General features: G+C 64.6%; 21 protein-coding genes. 13 read left to right on the plus strand and 8 right to left on the minus strand.

Going from position 1 to position 18,812, the window contains the following annotated elements; translation table 11 throughout:
• Positions 1-48 precede the first annotated feature (48 nt).
• Positions 49-1,443 carry a HAMP domain-containing sensor histidine kinase gene (locus ASD45_RS05325; RefSeq protein ID WP_156380725.1) on the minus strand — a complete coding sequence of 465 codons (1,395 nt, stop codon included), beginning with the start codon at positions 1,441-1,443 and terminating at the stop codon, positions 49-51.
• Entirely contained in the window at positions 1,440-2,108 is a 669-nt protein-coding gene (locus ASD45_RS05330) for a response regulator transcription factor (RefSeq protein ID WP_056910547.1), read from the minus strand. The genes ASD45_RS05325 and ASD45_RS05330 overlap by 4 nt, the downstream gene beginning before the upstream one ends.
• A gap of 206 nt (positions 2,109-2,314) precedes the next feature.
• Between ASD45_RS05330 and ASD45_RS05335 the strand changes: the two genes are divergently transcribed.
• A complete protein-coding gene (locus ASD45_RS05335; protein WP_056910548.1) occupies positions 2,315-2,785 on the plus strand; it encodes a hypothetical protein in 471 nt (156 codons plus the stop codon).
• A gap of 162 nt (positions 2,786-2,947) precedes the next feature.
• Here ASD45_RS05335 and ASD45_RS05340 read toward each other — a convergent pair whose 3' ends face one another.
• Positions 2,948-3,733 (minus strand): helix-turn-helix transcriptional regulator, encoded by a 786-nt coding sequence (locus tag ASD45_RS05340; protein ID WP_056910549.1) that lies wholly within the window; start codon positions 3,731-3,733, stop codon positions 2,948-2,950.
• 103 nt (positions 3,734-3,836) lie between these two features.
• Between ASD45_RS05340 and ASD45_RS05345 the strand changes: the two genes are divergently transcribed.
• Positions 3,837-4,601 carry a methyltransferase domain-containing protein gene (locus tag ASD45_RS05345; RefSeq protein WP_056910550.1) on the plus strand — a complete coding sequence of 255 codons (765 nt, stop codon included), beginning with the start codon at positions 3,837-3,839 and terminating at the stop codon, positions 4,599-4,601.
• Here the strand turns inward: ASD45_RS05345 and ASD45_RS05350 are convergent.
• The 5 genes from ASD45_RS05350 to ASD45_RS05370 all read right to left on the minus strand — a co-directional run bounded on the left by ASD45_RS05350 (position 4,598) and on the right by ASD45_RS05370 (position 9,260).
• Complete coding sequence (locus ASD45_RS05350; protein ID WP_156380727.1) at positions 4,598-5,638, minus strand: diguanylate cyclase; 1,041 nt, start codon at positions 5,636-5,638, stop codon at positions 4,598-4,600. The two genes, ASD45_RS05345 and ASD45_RS05350, sit on opposite strands and share 4 nt — an antisense overlap.
• A 43-nt stretch (positions 5,639-5,681) precedes the next feature.
• On the minus strand, positions 5,682-6,785 hold the full coding sequence (locus ASD45_RS05355; protein WP_082540661.1) for a helix-turn-helix domain-containing protein: 1,104 nt from the start codon (positions 6,783-6,785) through the stop codon (positions 5,682-5,684).
• A gap of 59 nt (positions 6,786-6,844) precedes the next feature.
• The gene (locus ASD45_RS05360; protein ID WP_244485208.1) at positions 6,845-7,129 is read right to left on the minus strand and encodes a DUF4242 domain-containing protein; all 285 of its coding nucleotides are present in this window, start codon (positions 7,127-7,129) and stop codon (positions 6,845-6,847) included.
• Between the two features lie 185 nt (positions 7,130-7,314).
• Complete coding sequence (nirK, locus tag ASD45_RS05365; protein ID WP_082540662.1) at positions 7,315-8,505, minus strand: copper-containing nitrite reductase; 1,191 nt, start codon at positions 8,503-8,505, stop codon at positions 7,315-7,317.
• A 233-nt stretch (positions 8,506-8,738) separates the two neighbouring features.
• Positions 8,739-9,260 carry a VOC family protein gene (locus ASD45_RS05370; RefSeq protein WP_056912599.1) on the minus strand — a complete coding sequence of 174 codons (522 nt, stop codon included), beginning with the start codon at positions 9,258-9,260 and terminating at the stop codon, positions 8,739-8,741.
• A 148-nt stretch (positions 9,261-9,408) separates the two neighbouring features.
• Here ASD45_RS05370 and ASD45_RS05375 point away from each other — a divergent pair, with 148 nt between their 5' ends.
• From ASD45_RS05375 to ASD45_RS05425, 11 genes are all read left to right on the plus strand, one after another.
• Complete coding sequence (locus ASD45_RS05375; RefSeq protein ID WP_056910551.1) at positions 9,409-10,329, plus strand: MoxR family ATPase; 921 nt, start codon at positions 9,409-9,411, stop codon at positions 10,327-10,329.
• Positions 10,330-10,335: 6 nt separating this feature from the next.
• Positions 10,336-10,722: a RidA family protein gene (locus ASD45_RS05380; protein ID WP_056910552.1), complete on the plus strand. Its 387-nt coding sequence runs from the start codon at positions 10,336-10,338 to the stop codon at positions 10,720-10,722.
• The gene (locus ASD45_RS05385; RefSeq protein WP_056910553.1) at positions 10,719-11,936 is read left to right on the plus strand and encodes a VWA domain-containing protein; all 1,218 of its coding nucleotides are present in this window, start codon (positions 10,719-10,721) and stop codon (positions 11,934-11,936) included. The genes ASD45_RS05380 and ASD45_RS05385 overlap by 4 nt, the downstream gene beginning before the upstream one ends.
• 14 nt (positions 11,937-11,950) lie before the next feature.
• Positions 11,951-12,274, plus strand: coding sequence for an XdhC family protein (locus ASD45_RS05390; RefSeq protein ID WP_056910554.1), 324 nt, complete (start codon positions 11,951-11,953; stop codon positions 12,272-12,274).
• A 1-nt stretch (position 12,275) separates the two neighbouring features.
• Entirely contained in the window at positions 12,276-12,974 is a 699-nt protein-coding gene (locus ASD45_RS05395; RefSeq protein ID WP_056910555.1) for an XdhC family protein, read from the plus strand.
• The gene (locus tag ASD45_RS05400; protein WP_056910556.1) at positions 12,971-14,593 is read left to right on the plus strand and encodes a molybdopterin-binding/glycosyltransferase family 2 protein; all 1,623 of its coding nucleotides are present in this window, start codon (positions 12,971-12,973) and stop codon (positions 14,591-14,593) included. The genes ASD45_RS05395 and ASD45_RS05400 overlap by 4 nt, the downstream gene beginning before the upstream one ends.
• 76 nt (positions 14,594-14,669) lie before the next feature.
• Positions 14,670-15,074, plus strand: coding sequence for a DUF4189 domain-containing protein (locus ASD45_RS05405; protein ID WP_082540663.1), 405 nt, complete (start codon positions 14,670-14,672; stop codon positions 15,072-15,074).
• 155 nt (positions 15,075-15,229) lie between these two features.
• On the plus strand, positions 15,230-15,940 hold the full coding sequence (locus ASD45_RS05410) for a TetR/AcrR family transcriptional regulator (protein ID WP_082540664.1): 711 nt from the start codon (positions 15,230-15,232) through the stop codon (positions 15,938-15,940).
• On the plus strand, positions 15,937-16,692 hold the full coding sequence (locus ASD45_RS05415; protein WP_056910557.1) for an efflux RND transporter periplasmic adaptor subunit: 756 nt from the start codon (positions 15,937-15,939) through the stop codon (positions 16,690-16,692). Before ASD45_RS05410 ends, ASD45_RS05415 begins: the two co-directional genes overlap by 4 nt.
• Entirely contained in the window at positions 16,689-17,651 is a 963-nt protein-coding gene (locus ASD45_RS05420) for an ABC transporter ATP-binding protein (RefSeq protein WP_056910558.1), read from the plus strand. Before ASD45_RS05415 ends, ASD45_RS05420 begins: the two co-directional genes overlap by 4 nt.
• Positions 17,648-18,808 (plus strand): ABC transporter permease, encoded by a 1,161-nt coding sequence (locus tag ASD45_RS05425; RefSeq protein WP_082540665.1) that lies wholly within the window; start codon positions 17,648-17,650, stop codon positions 18,806-18,808. Before ASD45_RS05420 ends, ASD45_RS05425 begins: the two co-directional genes overlap by 4 nt.
• The last annotated feature ends 4 nt before the right edge of the window (positions 18,809-18,812 follow it).

Genomic DNA, 18,812 nt, shown 5'->3' on the forward strand with positions numbered 1-18,812 from the left:
GGACGGCCTTCGGGCCGTCCTTTTTTATTTGGTCTGCCGACCGTCGTTTCACGTCACGCCCGCGCGCGGCAGGGTAAGGGTGGCGGCCAGTCCACCCCCTTTTGCTTTTGCGATCACCAAACCACCGCCATAGAGCTCGGCCAGTTCGCGGGCAATCGGCAGGCCGAAGCCGAAGCCCGGCGCGCTTTCATCCAGCCGGGTGCCCGGCTGCACGACTTTGGCGATGTCGGCGTCGGACAGGCCCGGGCCGTCGTCCTCGATGGTCAGTTGGATCATCGGCCCGGACGCAACGGCTCGCATAGTGATGCGGCTCTGCGTCCATTTGAACGCATTGTCCACGAGGTTACCGGCCATCTCGTCAAAGTCCTGCTGCTCGCAAGCGATCGCCAGCGAGGGATCGATGTCCGTCGTCGCCGCGATGGCTTTTCCGGCATGGATCTTCTGCATGGCATCGACGATGTCCCGCAGCCGCTGGGCGAGCGGTGTGCGCACGCGGGCCGGGCCGCTCAAGGCGGCCATGCGCGCGCGGCCGAGATGGTGGCGGATACGGCGTTCCATCAAGGCGACCAATTGTGCGGCCTCTTGCTGGTCGTCTGCGCCGTGTTTGCGGCCGGTGAGGGCGAGGGACAAAGTCGCCAGCGGCGTCTTCAAGCCGTGCGCGAGATTGGCGACATGAGCGCGGGCGCGATCCAGGTTGGCGGCGTTTTCGGCGAGCAGTGCGTTGAGCTCGCTGACGAGAGGCGCGACTTCGCGCGGCTGATCCTCCGGCAGGCGCTCGCTGGCGCCGTTGCGTACGTCAACGATGCTGCGGCGCAGCGTTTCGAGCGGGCGCAAGCCGAGCCGCACCTGAAAGATCATGGCCAACACCAGCGCTGCGCCGAGGATCAGCAGCGACACCGCCAGTGTCGTCATGGCTATGCGAAGAGGCACAAACACAGCGGCGCGCGGCGCCGATGCAATGATGGTGATCGGTATGTCGCCGGCCAGTGTTTCGAAGACCCGGAAATGCAACGGCATGCCGTCAGATGCGCGCCCATCGGCCGGCCGCACGCCGTCGAGCGTCACGTCCTCGAGGCGCGGCGGTCTCGGCGGCGGCTTTGGCGGTTTTGGCGGCATATTAGGCAATGCGATGTCCGCGCCATCGAGCGCCTGCGAGCGTAGCGTGTTGGCGGGTCCGATGATCTGCCAGTACCAGCCGCGGCCCGGGCGATCGAACGGCGGGCCGTCGGTGGCGCCGCTGATGGCGATGCGGCTGCCGCCTGCGGATTTCACGACCGACGACAAAAAGATGATCTGGGTGTCGAGCCGCTGATCGATCTGACTCTGGACGAAATGGCGCAGCACGAAGCCGATGGCGACGGTCGCGACGATCAGCGCCAACGCGATGAATACGCCGGCGCCGAGCAGAAGCCGACGGCTGAGTGAAGTGCTGCGCGCCATCATGCCGCCCCGCCGCCGACGAGACGATAGCCGCGGCCGCGTACGGTTTCGATGGCATCCTTGCCGATCTTGCGGCGCAGCCTGGCGACGATCACCTCGAGTGAGTTGGAGTCGGTGCCGGCGTCGCCCTCATAGACTTTCTCCGACAGTTCGGTGCGGTCGACGACGATCCCCTTGCGCATGATGAGGCATTCGAGCACCCGCCACTCGAGAGCGGTGAGCTTCAGCGGCAAGCCGTTTAATTCGAACAGGCCGGTTTGAGCTTCGAAGGAGAGGGCGCCACATTCGATGCGGGGCGAGGCATGACCGGCTGCACGCCGCACCAAAGCGCGCAAGCGCATGACCAGTTCTTCGATACGGAACGGTTTGGTCAGGTAGTCGTCGGCGCCGGCCTTGAAGCCATCGACCTTGTCGGTCCAGCCATCGCGCGCCGTGAGGATGAGCACCGGCAACTGCCGGCCATTGGCGCGCCAGGCACGAAGCACCTTGGCGCCGGGAATCTTCGGCAGCCCGAGGTCGAGCACGGCGGCATCATAGAATTCGGTGTCGCCGAGATGCAGACCGTCCTCGCCATTGGCAGCGATATCGACGGCGAAATTCTCGTCGCGGAGCGCGCCGGCGATTTCGCGCGCCAGCAGAGCATCATCTTCAATCAGGAGTATTTTCATTGCGGCACTGGGCATCCCGCGCAGAGGCGTAGGTCCGCCACCTTAACTCAACCTGAACCGTTCGGTTCAGGCTGGCGCAGGGAGCGATGCGTAAGGTCGAGCCAACAGTTACCCAACAGGAGAGAACGATGACCGACAATAATGCTTCTGAACAAACACAGGCGCCAGCTTTAGGCGCCGCCGCGCGGCCGCGTCGCCGAAACGTCTTGATCGGCGCCGCATTGGTCGGAGCGATTGCCATTGGCGCCCTCGGCGGCGCTGGCGCGACCCGGCTGGCGCACCGGTTCATGCCGCAGCAGGTCATGCTGCTGCAGCCTGCCGCCATCGGCCAGATGAAGGCCGATACGATGGTTGCGGCCAAAGGCAAGGTTGCCGAGCTGTTCGGCAATAAGTTTGTGCTCGATGACGGCTCGGGCCGCGCCCTGGTCGATACCGGGCCGCGAGGCGACCGTGCCCCCTTCGCCGACAAGGACGAGACGGTGACGGTGCAGGGCCACTTCGATCGCGGTCAGATCCACGCTCAGTTTCTGGTGCGCGCCAACGGCGAGATCGTTGCGTTCGGGCCCCCGCGCCCGCCGCATGGTCCCAAGGGTCCGATGGAGGCGCGTCGCGGCCCGCCGCCGCCGCCGGAAGGTGGTCCCGGTGCCCCGCCGCCCCCCGCTCCGCCGGCGCGCTGATAAATCTGCAACGTTGTAACGACGCGCCGCCTCGACGGCGCGTCGTTTTTTGTTCCAGCTCGACTGGATCGAAGGAGGCCGCTCCGGCCTTTTGCGGCCGCAGTGATCGCCCTTCTTATTGAACGATGAGTCGAACTTCGTTCTCCGTCAACGCGCGGGCAGCTAGGGTGCGGCGTTCGAGTCAGGCACCAGCAGGACGAATTTTGTATCCGGCCGATCGGTCGGCGCGAAACTGTGCTGCGTATAAACAAGCGCGCCATCCTGCGGATGCGTAAAGGCGCGTCTGCCGCCTTCGCGGCCTAGCACGGTTTGCGCCTGCCATTCGGCATCAAACAAGGCGCTGTCGCGGCGCAATCCGTCGACCAGGTCGCGCAAACGCGGATCGTTGAGGCTGCGGCTGTAGTCCGCGCGGAATTCGGCCAGCAAGCGTCGGCCGCGGTTCTGCCAATCGTCAATCAGGCGCCGCGCCGCGGGCGCGACGAAAACAAAGCGCAAGAGATTGCGTTGATGATCGGCGTCGAGCCAGCCGACAAACAGATGCGCCGCGGCACCGTTCCAGCAGCAGGCGTTCCAGAGGCGATCGAGCCCGTAAGCCGGATGAGTTGCGGCGCTGACGGCCGCTTGGAGTGAAGCGGGCGCATTGGCGCTTTCATCGCGCTTAGGCGCACGCGGATCTCGCCGGTCGGCGAGCTCGAACAGATAGTCGCGCTCGGCCGGTGTCAGCGCCAGTGCCTCGGCCAGCCGGCCGAGTGCATGGGCGGAGAACTGCACGTCGCGACCTTGTTCGATGAAGGTACACCACGTCGCGCTGATGCCGGCACGCGCGGCGAGCTCCTCGCGGCGCAGGCCAGGCGTACGCCGGCGGCCCGCCGCGGGCTCGGGGGCGAGGCCTTCGCGATGGGTCCGGACGAACTGTCCGAGAAGACGGCGGCGGTCGGGATCGGTCATCGTGGCGAAGATCCGTCCATGGCAATTTTTATACCAGGATAAATGGTTTCTTGTACCAGTCTAATGAACGGGCGAGAGTTCGAAGGCAAGCAAGGAGCAAGCAATGTCACGAGCCCATGAAGCCGTCGTCGGTGATCAGTTCGGCCCCCGGGCCAAGGCCTATGTCGAAAGCGCGGTGCACTCCGCGGGGCAGGACCTCGACGCCCTCGAGGCGCTGGCTGGCGCGGCGCGGCCCTCCCATGCGCTCGATCTCGGCTGCGGCGGCGGCCACGTCGCCTATCGGCTGGCGAAGCATGCGCAGCGCGTGACGGCGACCGACCTGTCGAGCGAAATGCTCGCCGCCGTCCGCGCCACGGCGCAGGAGAAGGGCCTCGCCAATATCGATACGCAACAGGCGCCGGCCGAGAAGCTGCCTTTCGCGGACGGTACCTTCGATTTTCTCGGCTGCCGTTATTCGGCGCATCACTGGCGTCACTTCCCTGTCGGCATCCGTGAGGCGCGCCGTGTTTTAAAAGCGGGCGCCCAGGCCGTGTTCATCGACGCCTATGCGCCCGGCGAGCCATTGTTCGATACGCATATTCAAGCGGTCGAACTGCTGCGCGATACCTCGCATGTGCGCGATTACACAGTTGCCGAATGGTCGGCTGCGTTGGAAGCCGCGGGATTTTCGATGCGTTCGCTGCGCACCTGGCAGTTGCGCATGGACTACCCGGTGTGGATCGCGCGCATGCGGACGCCGGAGGACAATGCGCGGGCGATCCGCGCGCTACAGCTCGCCGCTTCCGCCGAGGTACGCGCGCATTTCGCCATCGAAGCGGATGGCTCTTTCATGCTCGATATTATGATGGCCGAGGCGGTTGCCGCTTAGGCGCGCATCCGCTGCGGGACGTACCAACGGAAGCTACCGCGTCCCGCGGCCTTGGCCGCATAAAGAGCCGTGTCGGCCTTATTGAGCGCCTCGGGCGAGCGGCAGCCGCGCAGGGCGGTCAGCCCGATCGAAACGCCAACCTGGATGCGCCGGCCACCATGGTGCATCGGCGGCGCCATGGACGCGATGATCTTGCGGGCAAGCAGTGTCGCGCTGTTGCGCCCGCCGGCATCGACGAGAACTGCAAATTCGTCACCACCCAGCCGCGCCACCAGCTCATCAGGTCCGCATACATGGGCGAGGCGCCTTGCCGCCTCCTTCAGGCACTCGTCGCCGACCGCATGGCCGAGCGAGTCATTGACGGATTTGAAGCCATCGAGATCGAGTAGCAGCAACGTGCCGTCGGTGTCGCGTGCCCCGTCGTCGGCGCAGGCGGCTGAGAGCCGCCTGTTGAACTGGATGCGGTTGGCGAGACCGGTGAGATCGTCGAATTCGGCGACATAGCGCAGGCGCCGCCAGCGCTCGACCTCATCGGTAATATCCTGCTTGAGGCCGAACAGCCGGACCGGCCGGCCGCCAGCGCATTCGACAGTCGCAGTGATGCGGATAAAGCGGCGGCCGCCGCTCGGTGTCTCGATGGCGGTGTCAAGGTTGAAGCCGGTGCGCTCGGCGATGGCGCGGCTGCGGATCGCTTCCAAGGTCTTCAATGACTCGGCCGGATAGCGGATCAGAGACTGGCGGCGCTTGAGCGGACGGTCGCGCGCGATATCGAACATATCGTAGGTGCCGCCGGACCACTGCAACGTCTCGGTCTCCAGGTCGCATTCCCACAGGCCGAGGCGGGCGGCGGCAGAGGCGCGCTCGAACACCTCACGGCTGCGCGCCATCGCAGACTCATAGTGGCCAATCGTGCGCGCCTGCGCCTCGATGACGGCCGTCAGCCTTGCGACAGCCGCGGCGGTCTGCTCGTGCGAGTATGGATCGATATCGGCAATAGCCGATGTGTTCGCGGTTGCCCGCCGATCGATGGTCGACATTGTTTCCCCCAGCAAGGTCGAGGTTAAGCCAGGGGGATTAACGTTAGGTAGCGGCCACCGGCAGCAAAGTTCCCTGGGCAGTGCCGTTATGGGAGATCCGCATTCCGGCGAATCGCTCGCGATACTCGCCCGGCGTCATGCCCGTGTGGCGCTTGAACAAAGCGCGGAAAAAGGCAACGTCGTCATAGCCGATCTTGCTGCTGACCGACTGTATCGACGTGGCCCCGTGCTCCAGCATATCCTTGGCGGCCCAGACCCGCAGCATTTGCACATAAGCGCGCGGCAGCCGGCCGGTCGCCGCCTTGAAGCGGCGGATGAAGTTGCGTGGCCCCATGCCCGCGCGCGCGGCCAGGCTTTCGATCGAGATATCGGTGCCGAGCTGCTGGTGCAAAAAATCCTCGACTTGCTTGATCCGTTCGTCGCTGTGCGGCCGCGACAGCGGCGTGACCGCATAGCCGGATTGCCGATGACGCGGCATGCCGATCAGCAGCGATTTCGCGGTTTGCAGGGCGATCTCATGGCCGCAGAATTTCTCGACCAGATAGAGGCTGAGATCGAGCGAAGCGTAGACGCCGCCCGAGCACAGCAGCCGGCTGTCCTCGGTGACGAAATGCTCGGGCTCCCAGCGCACCGTCGGGTACAGCTCACGCAAAGTGTCTGCCACGGCCCAGTGCGTGGTCGCTTGCTTGCCGTCCAGCAAGCCGCTCTCGGCAAGGAAGGCGACGCCGGAGCAGATGCCGGCCATATAGGCGCCGCGCGCGTACCACTTGCGCAGCCACGGCAGCAGCTTCGTCTGCCGGGCAATCCGCTCCTGAACGTCGAGGCCGGATGCGGGCACGATGATGATGTCGGCGCGCTTGATGTCGCCGATGCCACAATGCGGCACTAGCTTCACGCCGCAGAGACTGGGAACAGGACGACCGTCGAGTGAGGCGACCTGTACGCAAAACCGCGGCTGCGCGGTTTCTCCGCGCAGCATGTTCCAGAGATTGCCGGCGGAATGAAACACCTCGAGTGGACCGATCGTTGTCGAGGGATAGCCTCCATCGAGCATCAGGATGACGACATCGAGGGCGGGCGCGCTGTCGTCAACACGGGGCGTCGCCGCTTTGGCCTTGCGCGTCACGTTCTTTCGTTTTCCGGCCATGCTAAAGTCTCCTTCGCACGACGAATGCGCCGCCGCGGCGATCCGCGGCGGCGGCTTGATCAGGCGACAGCGGTCATCGGGTCGATGATCTCGCGGACTTCCGATACTTTGTTGGCGGGGAAGCCCGAGAGCTTGGCGTGCTCCTGGACGGACGCTTCGCTTTCGGCGAGGTAGATGCAGAAGGTCTTGTCGTCGACGACGTAGGATTGCACCCACTGCACTTTACCGGCGAGCTGTGCGAGCGCGTCGTTCGACTTGGCGGCTGCTCCTTGAAGCTGATCGCCGTTCAGTTGCCCGACCCCCGGGATATTCCGTTCGATGACGTAGCGTTTCAGGTTTTTCATGTCGTTCACTCCGTTGATTTCGACGGGGTGAAATTGGCCATTTTGCCGTCAGCGCCCAGATGGCAATTGTGCCATTATACGGGGGCGGAAGTGACAAGGCCAGCCTAGCGCCAACGCGCTGCATTTGACTCAAAAAAAGCCTCCCCGGAGGGGAGGCCGTCTTTCGTTTGAGATGCACGATCGCGCTAGTGCGACATCGAGTGCGCGGACTTGGCCGGGTCGTGATCCTTGTACACATTCGGATCGTCCGGACCCGACACATCCAGCACGCCGGCGAGACCCCGTTCGACGCGGCTCAGGGCGTGGTCGACCAGCATGAATTTGCCGGGCACCTGCAGCTTGAATTCGACGACGCCGGCGCCGCCGGGCGGCACGGTGATCGTCTGCACGTCGCGCAGAGGCGGCGTCGTGAGCGAGCCAAGGTTGTAGTAGCGGTCGAACACTTCGCCGATGACGTGGAATGACGATGTCTTGTTCGGTCCGCCGACGCCGAAGAAGATGCGCACGGTCTCGCCGACCTTGGCTTTCAGCGGCATGTCCTTGGCGAGCGCCAGCGCCGCGCCGTTGAACACGAAGTATTCCGGTTTCTCGTCCAGCAGCTTGTCGTAGCTCTCGGTGAGCTCGCCTTTGGCGCCGACCTTCTGCTCAGTGTAGATCTCGCCCTGCATCACATAGAACTCGTGATCGACCTTGGGCAGGCCGCCTTCCGGCTCGACCAGGATCATGCCGTACATGCCGTTCGAGATGTGCTGGGCCGCCATCGGCACCGCGCAGTGATAGACGTACAGTCCGGGATTGGCGGCGACGAACTCGAAGCTGCGCGCTTCGCCGGCGGCTGCTTCGGTGGCCTTGGCGCCGCCGCCGGGACCGGTGACGGCGTGGAAGTCGACATTGTGCATCATCGCCGAGTTGTCGTCGTTCTTCAGGTGCACTTCGACGGTATCGCCGACGCGAACGCGGACAAACGGACCCGGGACCTTGCTGTTGAATGTCCAGTAGCGATAGGTCGCGCCGTCGGCGAGATTGCCGGTTACTTCGACCGTGTCCAGTTCGACCTTGACGCGCTGCGGGGCCCGCATGCCGATCGGTGGCGGCAGATCAGTCGGATCGCGCACGATAGATACGGCTCCGTCGGACTTTGTGATCTTGGTCCGGGTATGTGCGAGCGGGATCGGGCCGCGCGCCGCGCTGGCTTGATAGGACACGGGTTGAACCGGCCCGAGCGATGCCGCCGTTGCCGACGTGTCCAACAGCCGCGCCGCTTGAAAATGCGGGGTGAAGATGGTGGAGCCGAGCAGGATGGCGGCGCTGGTGCCGAGTGCCACGGTTAACGAGCCGAACAGGACCCGGTCGTTTTTGTCTTTCGCAAGCCGCATGATTGTCTCCTGACGTTCTTGTCGCGGCGGAAGTTCGTCGCAAGCAAGTGCACCCTATGGATGCGGTTCAGGAGTCGGTTGATGCAGCGCAACAGCGCGACGGTTTCGGGTAGGGATAAGCCCTTAGGACTTATACGTAACTTTTGAAGCGGCAAGGAGCGTGATGCTCCTACGGTTCGCGCTGAACTTAGCGCCGTCTGTGCGGACTAGTAGAATGTGCGAGAGCTTTTGAATTAACGTTCGAGCTCTTTCAGTAAATCGTGCAGGTCGAGGGGCCGCGTAAACATTTGCAGCGAGCCATCCGGCTTCTTCGGCCATTGCTCCTGCGGCCGGTCCCAGTAGAGCTCGACGCCGTTCTCGTCCGGGTCGCGCAGGTACAGCGCTTCCGAGACGCCGTGATCAGAGGCGCCGTCGAGCGGGATCTTGGCAACGATCAGCCGCTGCAGGGCGTCGGCCAGAGCCTTGCGGGTCGGATAGAGGATGGCGGTGTGGAACAGACCGGTTGTGCCGGGAGGCGGCGGCGAGCCGCCTTTGCTCTCCCAGGTGTTGAGGCCAAGGTGGTGATGGTAGCCCCCGGCCGAAATGAAGGCGGCCCCCGGATAGGTGGTGGTCAGTGTGAAACCGAGCACGCCGCAGTAGAAATCGAGGGCGCGCTGCAGGTCGGCCACCTTGAGGTGGACATGGCCGATCCGGGCCCCGGCGTCGATCGTCGGGAAGCGGACCGGGCCGTTCTGGGTATCGGTGGCGCTGGTCATGGTCTGACGTCCAATCTGCCGTAAGATGATGGCTGCCATCCCGAATTTGCTGCGGCAGGCGGCTGTTTCGGCTGGTTTGGCGGTCCCTGTGCCATTACATGTAGGCCGGCACGCCGATCCGATAAAGTGTCAGCGAGGGTACCGACGAATGGCCGTTACACCGCTTCCCGAGAGCATCGATGCCACGCTGGCGCTTTTGGCCAAGGCCGATTACGTGGCCGACCGGTCGCTAGCGACTGTGCTCTATCTGGCGCTCAAGATGGGGCGACCGCTGTTCCTGGAGGGCGAGGCGGGCGTCGGCAAGACCGAGATCGCCAAGGTGCTCTCCTCCGCACTGGGCCGGCGGCTGATCCGCCTGCAATGCTATGAAGGCCTCGACGTTTCTTCCGCCGTTTACGAATGGAATTACGGCGCTCAGATGATCGCTATTCGCATGGCGGAGTCGCAGGGCGAGGGCGATCGCGCGCGGCTGGAGCACGACGTGTTTTCCGCGCAGTACCTGATCAAGCGGCCGCTGCTGCAGTCGCTCGAACCCGATCCGGCCGGGCCGCCGGTGCTGCTGATCGATGAACTCGACCGCACCGACGAAGCCTTCGAGGCGTTCCTGCTCGAAGTGTTGGCCGATTTCCAGGTCACCATTCCCGAACTCGGCACCGTGAAAGCCGACCAGCCGCCGATCGTCATCGTCACGTCGAACCGCACCCGCGAAGTCCACGACGCCTTGAAGCGCCGCTGTCTCTATCACTGGGTCGGCTATCCGAGTGCCGAGCGCGAACTCAACATTCTGCGCGCCAAGGTGCCGGGCATCGCCAAGAAGCTGTCGCAGCAGGTGGTCGCCTTCGTTCAGGCGTTGCGCAAGGAAGACCTGTTCAAGTCGCCGGGCGTCGCCGAGACTCTGGATTGGGCCGGCGCGCTGACCGAACTAGATGTGGTCGCGCTCGATCCCGCGACCGTGTCCGATACGCTCGGCGTGCTGCTGAAATATCAGGACGACATCGCGCGGCTCGACGATACCAAGGTGAAGGCGCTCCTCGACGAGGTGAAGTCGGAGTTGAGGGCGGCGGAGTAAGTCGCAATGCAAGCCACGGTCATCAATGCCGCCGACGCGCCGCAGCCCGTTGGTGGATATGCTCAGGCGGTGGACCTGAAGAAGTTCAGCCGTCTGCTGGTGATCAGCGGACAGATACCGGTGCGCGCCGACGATGGCTCTGTTCCGGCCGATTTCACAACGCAGTGCCGCCTCGCCTGGGGCAATGTCATCGCGCAGTTGCGCGCGGCGGGCTTGGCGGTCGAGAACCTGATCAAGGTCACGATCTTCCTGTCCGATCGCCGCTATGCGGCGGAGAACCGCGCGGTCAGGCAGGAGGTTCTTGGTGAACACCCTGTCGCGCTTACCGTGATCATCACCGGCATCTTCGATGAGAAATGGCTGCTCGAGATCGAGGCCATGGCAGCGGAATGACAAACACTGCACCGCAGGAGACGGAAGGCCGTCTCGCCGAGAACATCGTCTACTTCGCGCGCGCCTTGCGCGCAGCGGGATTGCCGGTCGGCCCCGGCGCGGTGCTCGATGCGCTGGAGGCAGTGAATGTCGCGCGCATCGGCACCAAGGACGATTTCTACTGGACGCTGCACGCCGTATTCGTGAAGCGGCACGAGCACACGATCCTGTTCGATCAGGCCTTCCGCATCTTCTTCCGCCGCCGCGGCTATATCGATAAGCTGATCGCTTCGATGCTGCCCGACACGCTGCCGACCGCGCCGAAGCAGCCCGAGGCCGGCGCCCAGCGCATTCAGGAAGCACTGTTTGCCGGCACCAACAAGGGCAAGATGGAAGAGCAGGAGGTCGAGATCGACGCCCGCCTTACCGTGTCCGACCGCGAAGTGCTGCAAAAGAAAGATTTCGCGCAGATGACCGGCGCGGAAATTGCCGCGGCGAAGGCGGCCATTGCACGCCTGACGCTGCCGCTCGACGAGGTGAAGACGCGGCGCTTGCGACCCGCGCACCACGGCCGCCTCATCGACATGCGGCGCACGCTTCGCTCCAGCATGAAAGCGGGCGGCGCGCTGATCGATCTGAAATATCTCGGACCGCGCGTGAAGGAGCCGCCGATCGTGGCGCTGCTCGATATCTCCGGCTCGATGAGCCAGTACACGCGGCTGTTCCTGCACTTCCTGCATTCGATCACCGATGCGCGCAAGCGTGTCACGACCTTCCTGTTCGGCACGCGGCTGACCAACGTGACGCGCTCGATCCGCCAGCGCGACCCCGACGAGGCGCTCGCCGCCTGCGGCGCGCATGTCGTGGACTGGTCGGGCGGCACGCGAATCGCCACGTCGCTGCACGATTTCAACAAGCACTGGGCGCGGCGCGTGCTCGGGCAGGGCGCGGTGGTGCTCTTGATCACCGACGGGCTCGAGCGCGACGCCGACGATACGTTGGGCTTCGAAATGGACCGGCTGCACCGCTCGTGCCGTCGGCTGATCTGGCTCAACCCACTGCTGCGTTTCGACGGATTCGAGCCGCGGGCCAAGGGCGTGAAAACGATGCTGGCGCATGTTGACGAACTGCGGCCGGTGCACAATCTGGAGTCAATGACGACCCTGGTGCGGGCGCTGTCGGGCAGCGCGGACAAGGGCTACGATACCAAGGCGATGCTGCGGAAGGTCGCCTAGCAAGGAGAAGTCACATGCTTGGTCGCGATGAAGACATCCTCAGGGCCGCGGAAGACTGGTCGAAGGCCGGTCGCGGCGTGGCGCTGGCGACGGTGGTCGAGACCTGGGGCTCGGCGCCGCGGCCGGTCGGCTCCAACCTCGTCATCGACGAGGAGGGCAACTTCCTCGGCTCGGTGTCGGGCGGCTGCGTTGAAGGCGCGGTGGTGACCGAAGCGATCGACGTCATCGAAAGCGGCAAGCCGAAGACGCTGGAATTCGGCGTCGCGGACGAGGCGGCGTGGAAGGTCGGATTGTCCTGCGGCGGCACCATCCGGGTGTATGTGGAGAAGGTGAGCTGACGTGAAACTCGATCTGCTGCACACGCTCAATGCCGAACGCGCCGCGCGGCGCGCCGTGGTGGTCGTTACCGATACCGAGAGCGGCACGCAGCGCCTGGTGAAGGCCGCTGACGTCGCGAAGGATCCGCTCGCCGATGTGCTGGACAAGCGCCTGCGCATGGCCAAGAGCGGCATGGAGGAGACCGCGCAAGGCCGTGTCTTCCTCACCGTGCATGTGCCGTCGCCGCAGCTCGTCATCACCGGCGCGGTGCATATCTCGCAGACCTTGGCGCCGCTCGGGCAGATGCTCGATTACGACGTCACCATCGTCGATCCGCGCACCGCCTTCGCCACGCCGGAGCGTTTCCCTGGCGTCAAGGTGCTGGCGGAATGGCCGGATGCGGCGCTGCCGCCGCTTAACGTCGATCATTACACCGCCTTCGTCGCGCTGACGCATGATCCGAAGATCGACGATCCGGCGCTTCTGTATGCATTGTCGCGCGACTGCTTCTATATCGGCGCGCTCGGCTCGCGGAAGACGCATGGCCGAAGGCTCGAGCGTCTGAAGGCGCAAGGCGTGTCGGATGCGGCGCTGGCGCGCATCCACGCGCCGATCGGGCTCGCCATCGGCGCGGTGTCGCCGGCCGAGATCGCGGTGGCGATCATGGCCGAGATCACGATGCGGCTGCGCGTGAAGCAGGACAAGGCGGAAGCGGCATGAAATTCGGTCCGGTCGCCCCCAGGGAGGCGCGCGGCGCTACGGCGGTGCATTCGATCCGTCAGGGCGATCTCGTACTCAAGAAGGGCACCGTGATCGGCGACGCCGAGATCGCCGCTCTCGAGGCAGCCGGCATCAAGGACATCGTGGTCGCGCGCGTCGAAGCGGGCGACGTGTCCGAGGACCAGGCCGCGGCCGACATTGCCGCAGCCGTGGCGGGCGACGGCGCCCGTACCGATCGCGCCTTCACCGGACGCTGCAATCTGTTCGCCGAAAAGGCCGGCGTGCTTGTGATCGACATCGATGCCGTTAATCGCCTCAACCGCGTCGACGAAGCGGTAACGCTGGCGACGCTCTCTGCCTATAAACCCGTGGTCGAAGGCGAAATGATCGCCACGGTGAAGATAATTCCCTTCGCTGTCGCAGAAAACGCGCGCGATCGAGCGGTGGCGGAAGCGGCCAAGGCCAGGCCGGTGATCCGCATTGCACCCTACGTCGTGCGCAAAGTCGGCGTGGTATCGACCGAGCTGCCAGGGCTGTCGCCCAAGGTCATCGACAAGACGCTGAGGATTACCGAGGCGCGGCTGGTGCCGGCGGGTGCGACCATCGTCGCCGAACGCCGCGTGCCGCACGAACACGCCGCGCTGACGCGCGCCATCGACGAGGTGCGCAAGGCCGGTGCCGAAATGGTCATCGTGTTCGGCGCCTCGGCCATTGCCGATCGCCGCGACGTCATTCCGATGGCGATCGAAAGCGCGGGCGGTGCCGTCGAGCATTTCGGCATGCCGGTCGATCCCGGCAACCTGATGCTGATCGGCCGCATCGAAGGTCTCTCGGTAATCGGCGCGCCGGGCTGCGCGCGTTCACCGAAGGAAAACGGTTTCGACTGGGTGCTGATGCGGCTGCTCGCCGGGCTCGAAGTGTCGCGCGACGACATCACCGGCATGGGTGTCGGCGGCCTGCTGATGGAAATCGTGACGCGGCCGCAGCCGCGCGCCGAACCAGCGGTTCAGGAGGGGCGCAACGTCGCGGCCCTCGTGCTCGCGGCAGGCCGTTCAACCCGCATGGGCGCCGTCAACAAGATGCTGGCCGAGATCGGCGGCAAGCCGCTGGTGCGCATCGCCGCCGAACAGGCGCTGGCCTCGCGCGCCAAGCCGGTCATCGTCGTCACCGGTCATGAGCATGAGAAGGTTGAGAAGGCGCTCGGCGATCTGCCGGTGCGTTTCGTGCACAATCGCGACTATGCCGAGGGGCTCGGCACCTCGCTGCGCACCGGCATCGCTGCCGTTCCGCCGCAGGCCGATGGCGCCATCATTTGTCTCGGCGATATGCCGCAGGTCGACAGCGGGCTTATAAACAAGCTGCTGGCGGCTTTCGATCCGGAGAGGGGCGCCCTGGTCGTGGTGCCGTCAATCGACGGCAAGCGCGGCAATCCGGTGGTGTGGTCGCGGCGATTCTTTAATGAATTGATGTCGATCACCGGCGATGTCGGCGCCCGCCACCTGATCGGTCAATATGCCGAGGCGGTGGTCGAAGTGCCGCTGAAAGGCGAGGCGGCGCTGACCGACGTCGATACCCCCGAGTCGCTCGACGCGGTCAAGGCCGAAATCGAACGCGCTTGAGATTCGAATCATTGATCGGAACACGCGACTCGCGATTGATCCGCTCAGGACTTTGAGCGGAGACCTCGGGCGACCGATGTCGGACACCTACACGCCTGCCATGCGCATGGTCGTGATCGCGAGCCTGTTGTTCGCCATCGCGACGATGACGTTCGTCACGGTCACTGTCGCGCGCGCCGCGGGCGCGCTGGCGGTCGGCTCGTGCGGCGCGTTCGGCGAAGCATACGACTTTGAATCGGTGAATGCGGCGCGCGAGAGCGCAATGGCCAAGTGCCAGGGCGAAGCCTGTCGTGTGGTGGCGACAACGTCAAAGCGGAATTGTGCCGCCTTCGCCGTCGACTACGCCAATCCGTGCGGCGCCTTCGGCTGGGGCCGGGGTGCCAAGCTCGGAGCCACTCAGAACGCTGCGCTGCAGGCTTGCTACCGCGAAGGCGGCAAGGAATGCGTGATCCGCACGTTTTTCTGCGACGCCAGGGGCTGAAGACGGCCGCCCGGCTGCGCCAAGCTTTTGATCTTGAACGACTGTTACGGGGTGCTGCGGCTCATGTCCGCAGCCTTGCGCCTCGCCGCGACTTGTCGTAAATATGACTGACTAGTCAGTCATATTTTAATGTCACGAAGGGCGGCGGTCGCGGCATGGCCAAGCGCAAAAAAGCAGCAAAAGGCGCCGGAACGAGCGGCCCGCCGACGAAGAAGGGCGGCGCCGCGGCGGCGGCGGGTCGCGAGCGTAAAATCGAAATTCCGCCAGCGGGCCGGGCTGCGCGCAGTGCAGATCGCCGCGAGGCCATCCTCGCCGCAGCGCTTGATGAATTTTCGGAGCGAGGGTTCGAGGCGGCGCGGCTGGATGACGTCGCCAGGCGCGCGAGCATCGCCAAGGGCACGATCTATCTCTATTTCCGAGACAAGGAGACGCTGTTTCAGGAATTGCTGCGGACGATGCTCACGCCGATCATCGGCGGCTTCGAGGCGCTCGGCCAGGCCGACGTCCCGGCCAAGCAACTGGCCGAGCACATGCGCGACGTCTTCGTCAAAGAAGTTTTCGAGACGCGACGCAAGGACGTCATCCGGTTGATGATCTCGGAAGGCCGGCGCTTTCCCAAGCTCGCCGAGTTCTATTATCGCGAGGTGCTGTCGCGCATATTCGAGGCGCTGCGCGCCATTCTGAAGCGCGGCGCAGAACGTGGCGAAGTGCCGGAGCAGCTCGTTGAATTCCCGCAACTCATGGCCGCCCCCGGCCTTGTCGCCATCGTGTGGACCGGCCTGTTTGCAGATCTCGCGCCGCTCGATGTGCGCAGGATGATGCAGGCCCATATCGACATTCTATTTGCTCCGAGGAGTCTGTCATGACATTCCGTTATGCCGCCCTCATGATGGCGGCGCTCGCGCTTGCGGGCTGCGCCAAGAGCGACGACCGCCAATTGCAAGGCTGGGTCGAGGCCGAAACCATCTTTGTGTCGCCGGACGAGCAGGGGCGGGTCGAAGAACTGAAGGTTCGCCAGGGTGACAAGGTCACAAAGGGCGACCTCCTGTTCACGCTCGATGACGACATGCAAAAGGCCGATGTGCAGGTGCGTGAGGCGGCACTGGCGTCGGCCCAGCAGGGATTTGCTCGCGCCCAGGAGCTTCTGAGGACAGCGGCCGGCACGCAGAAGACCATGGATGACGCCAAGGCGGCGTTGCAGCAGGCGCAGGCCAACCTCGATGCGGCGCAGACCCGCCTGACGCGGCGGCGGCAACTGAGCCCGGTTACCGGCTCGGTCGAAGAGGTCTATTACCGGCCGGGTGAAACCGTGCAGCCCGGCAAGCCGGTGGTCGCGCTGCTGCCTCCCGCCAATCTCAAGATCCGCTTCTTCGCGCCGGAGCGGGAGCTCGCCGCCATCCAGATCGGCGAGAGCGTGGGCGTCACCTGCGACAGCTGCGCGACCGGTCTCACGGCCAAGGTGACCTTCATTGCCCGCAGCGCCGAGTACACCCCGCCGGTGATCTACAGCCTCGAGGAGCGTGCCAAGCTCGTCTATCTGATCGAGGCCCGGCCGGATGATCCGTCCAAGTTTCGCGTCGGTCAGCCAGTCACCGTCACACGTGGGGTCGCGCCATGAATGCCGGCCTTGCCAAGGCCGATGACGGCCGCGACGTCGTCATCGACGTGCAGCATCTGACCAAGCGCTTCGGCGGCCGTGCCGTGGTGCGCGACGTCTCCATGCAGGTCAAGCGCGGCACCATCTACGGCTTTCTCGGGCCGAACGGCTCGGGCAAGACGACCACCATCCGCATGTTGTGCGGACTGCTGACGCCGGATGAAGGCACCGGCACCTGCCTCGGCTACGACATTCGCACCGAGACGGACCGGATCAAGCGCAAGGTTGGTTACATGACCCAGCGTTTCAGCCTCTATCAGGACCTCTCGGTGCGTGAAAATCTCGAATTCATTGGCCGCATCTACGGCCTGGCGAAGCCGCGCGCCGCGGCGCGGGCCGCGATCAAGCGCCTCGACCTGTCGGGCCGTGAAGAACAATTGGCCGGCGAACTCTCGGGAGGCTGGAAACAGCGCCTCGCGCTAGGGGCCTGCACCATGCCGAGCCCGCAGCTTCTCCTGCTCGATGAGCCCACCGCAGGCGTCGACCCGAAGGCGCGGCGCGAGTTCTGGAACGAGATTCACGCCTTGGCCGCCGATGGTCTCACCGTGCTGGTCTCGACCCACTACATGGACGAAGCCGAGCGCTGTCACGAGATCGCCTATATCGCTTATGGCGAACTCCTCGTTCGTGGCACGGTTGCCGAAGTCATCGCGGCGTCGCATCTGACGACCTATGTCGTCTCGTCGCGCAACGCGGGCGGCCTCAGCGCTCTCGGCCACGAGCTCGAGCACAAGCCCGGCATCGACATGGTGGCGCCGTTCGGCACCAGCCTGCACGTTTCGGGGCGAGATGCGGCGGCGTTGGAGGCGGCCATAAGCTCCTACAAGACGCGCGGCGATCTCGAGTGGCAGCGTTCGGAAGCATCGCTTGAAGACGTCTTCATCGATCTGATGAGCCGGGCGAAAGACAATTTCCAATGAACGGGCTCATTCCCACCGAAGAGCCCCGGCGGATGCGCGGCGACGGCTTCTGGCGCAAAACCTGGGCCATGCTGGTCAAGGAGTTTATCCAGCTCAAGCGCGACCGAGTCTCCTTCATCATGATCGTGACGATTCCGCTCGTGCAGCTTCTGCTGTTTGGCTACGCCATCAACACAACGCCGCGCGACTTGCCCACCGCGGTGCTGCTGCAGGAATCGAGCGATGTCGGCCGTTCCATCCTCGCGGCGCTCAAGAACACACGTTACTTCAAGGTCACAGAACTGCCGCGCAGCGAAGCGGAGCTCGATCGCTTGCTCGCCTCCGGCAAGGTCCTATTCGGCGTCGAGATCCCCGCGAATTTCGAGCGCGACCTGCGCCGCGGCGATATGCCGGCGATGCTGGTGGCGGCCGACGCGACCGATCCGGTGGCCGCCAGTTCCGCGTTGAGCGCACTCGGGCGTCTGGTGCAGACGGCGCTGGCGCATGATTACGCGATTCCGCAGGCCGCTTCCGCGCCGTTCGAGATCAGAACGCATGCGCGTTACAACCCTGCAGCCAAGACCGAACTCAATATCGTGCCGGGTCTCGTGGGCACCATTCTCACCATGACCATGCTCATCTATACGGCGCTGTCGGTGACGCGAGAGATCGAGCGTGGCACGATGGAAAACCTGTTGGCCATGCCGATCACGCCGATCGAGATCATGCTCGGCAAGATCATTCCTTATGTGCTTGTCGGCTTCGTGCAGGCCGCCATGATCATCGCCATCGGCGTATTCCTGTTCGGCGTCCCGATGCTCGGCAATCTTGGCGTGCTCGCTGCGCTCAGCACCTTGTTCATCGCCACCAATCTGTCGATCGGGTACACGTTTTCGACCGTGGCGCAGAATCAGTTGCAGGCGATGCAGATGTCGATCATGTTCTTCCTGCCAAACATTCTGCTGTCGGGGTTCATGTTTCCCTTTGCCGGCATGCCGACATGGGCGCGCTGGGTCGGCGAAGCGCTGCCATTGACCCATTATCTGCGCATCGTGCGTTCGATCATGCTCAAAGGCGCGACGGTGACCGATCTGCACTATGATGCCGCGGCGCTCGCCGTTCTGATGCTGGTCGCCATGACGATCGCCGTGACACGCTTCCGGCGGACGCTGGACTGATCGG

Source organism: Pseudolabrys sp. Root1462, from assembly GCF_001426945.1.
In the GTDB taxonomy this organism is placed as follows: Bacteria; Pseudomonadota; Alphaproteobacteria; order Rhizobiales; family Xanthobacteraceae; genus Pseudolabrys.

What these genes read in the sequence shown, in the direction of transcription:
- nirK (WP_082540662.1), bottom strand. Translation starts at nt 8,505, where the DNA reads ATGCGGCTTGCGAAAGACAAAAACGACCGGGTCCTGTTCGGCTCGTTA.
- ASD45_RS05415 (WP_056910557.1), top strand. Translation starts at nt 15,937, where the DNA reads ATGACATTCCGTTATGCCGCCCTCATGATGGCGGCGCTCGCGCTTGCG.
- ASD45_RS05350 (WP_156380727.1), bottom strand. Translation starts at nt 5,638, where the DNA reads ATGTCGACCATCGATCGGCGGGCAACCGCGAACACATCGGCTATTGCC.
- ASD45_RS05385 (WP_056910553.1), top strand. Translation starts at nt 10,719, where the DNA reads ATGACAAACACTGCACCGCAGGAGACGGAAGGCCGTCTCGCCGAGAAC.
- ASD45_RS05325 (WP_156380725.1), bottom strand. Translation starts at nt 1,443, where the DNA reads ATGATGGCGCGCAGCACTTCACTCAGCCGTCGGCTTCTGCTCGGCGCC.
- ASD45_RS05425 (WP_082540665.1), top strand. Translation starts at nt 17,648, where the DNA reads ATGAACGGGCTCATTCCCACCGAAGAGCCCCGGCGGATGCGCGGCGAC.
- ASD45_RS05345 (WP_056910550.1), top strand. Translation starts at nt 3,837, where the DNA reads ATGTCACGAGCCCATGAAGCCGTCGTCGGTGATCAGTTCGGCCCCCGG.
- ASD45_RS05370 (WP_056912599.1), bottom strand. Translation starts at nt 9,260, where the DNA reads ATGACCAGCGCCACCGATACCCAGAACGGCCCGGTCCGCTTCCCGACG.
- ASD45_RS05330 (WP_056910547.1), bottom strand. Translation starts at nt 2,108, where the DNA reads ATGAAAATACTCCTGATTGAAGATGATGCTCTGCTGGCGCGCGAAATC.
- ASD45_RS05405 (WP_082540663.1), top strand. Translation starts at nt 14,670, where the DNA reads ATGTCGGACACCTACACGCCTGCCATGCGCATGGTCGTGATCGCGAGC.
- ASD45_RS05420 (WP_056910558.1), top strand. Translation starts at nt 16,689, where the DNA reads ATGAATGCCGGCCTTGCCAAGGCCGATGACGGCCGCGACGTCGTCATC.
- ASD45_RS05400 (WP_056910556.1), top strand. Translation starts at nt 12,971, where the DNA reads ATGAAATTCGGTCCGGTCGCCCCCAGGGAGGCGCGCGGCGCTACGGCG.
- ASD45_RS05390 (WP_056910554.1), top strand. Translation starts at nt 11,951, where the DNA reads ATGCTTGGTCGCGATGAAGACATCCTCAGGGCCGCGGAAGACTGGTCG.
- ASD45_RS05410 (WP_082540664.1), top strand. Translation starts at nt 15,230, where the DNA reads ATGGCCAAGCGCAAAAAAGCAGCAAAAGGCGCCGGAACGAGCGGCCCG.
- ASD45_RS05375 (WP_056910551.1), top strand. Translation starts at nt 9,409, where the DNA reads ATGGCCGTTACACCGCTTCCCGAGAGCATCGATGCCACGCTGGCGCTT.
- ASD45_RS05380 (WP_056910552.1), top strand. Translation starts at nt 10,336, where the DNA reads ATGCAAGCCACGGTCATCAATGCCGCCGACGCGCCGCAGCCCGTTGGT.
- ASD45_RS05360 (WP_244485208.1), bottom strand. Translation starts at nt 7,129, where the DNA reads ATGAAAAACCTGAAACGCTACGTCATCGAACGGAATATCCCGGGGGTC.
- ASD45_RS05340 (WP_056910549.1), bottom strand. Translation starts at nt 3,733, where the DNA reads ATGACCGATCCCGACCGCCGCCGTCTTCTCGGACAGTTCGTCCGGACC.
- ASD45_RS05355 (WP_082540661.1), bottom strand. Translation starts at nt 6,785, where the DNA reads ATGGCCGGAAAACGAAAGAACGTGACGCGCAAGGCCAAAGCGGCGACG.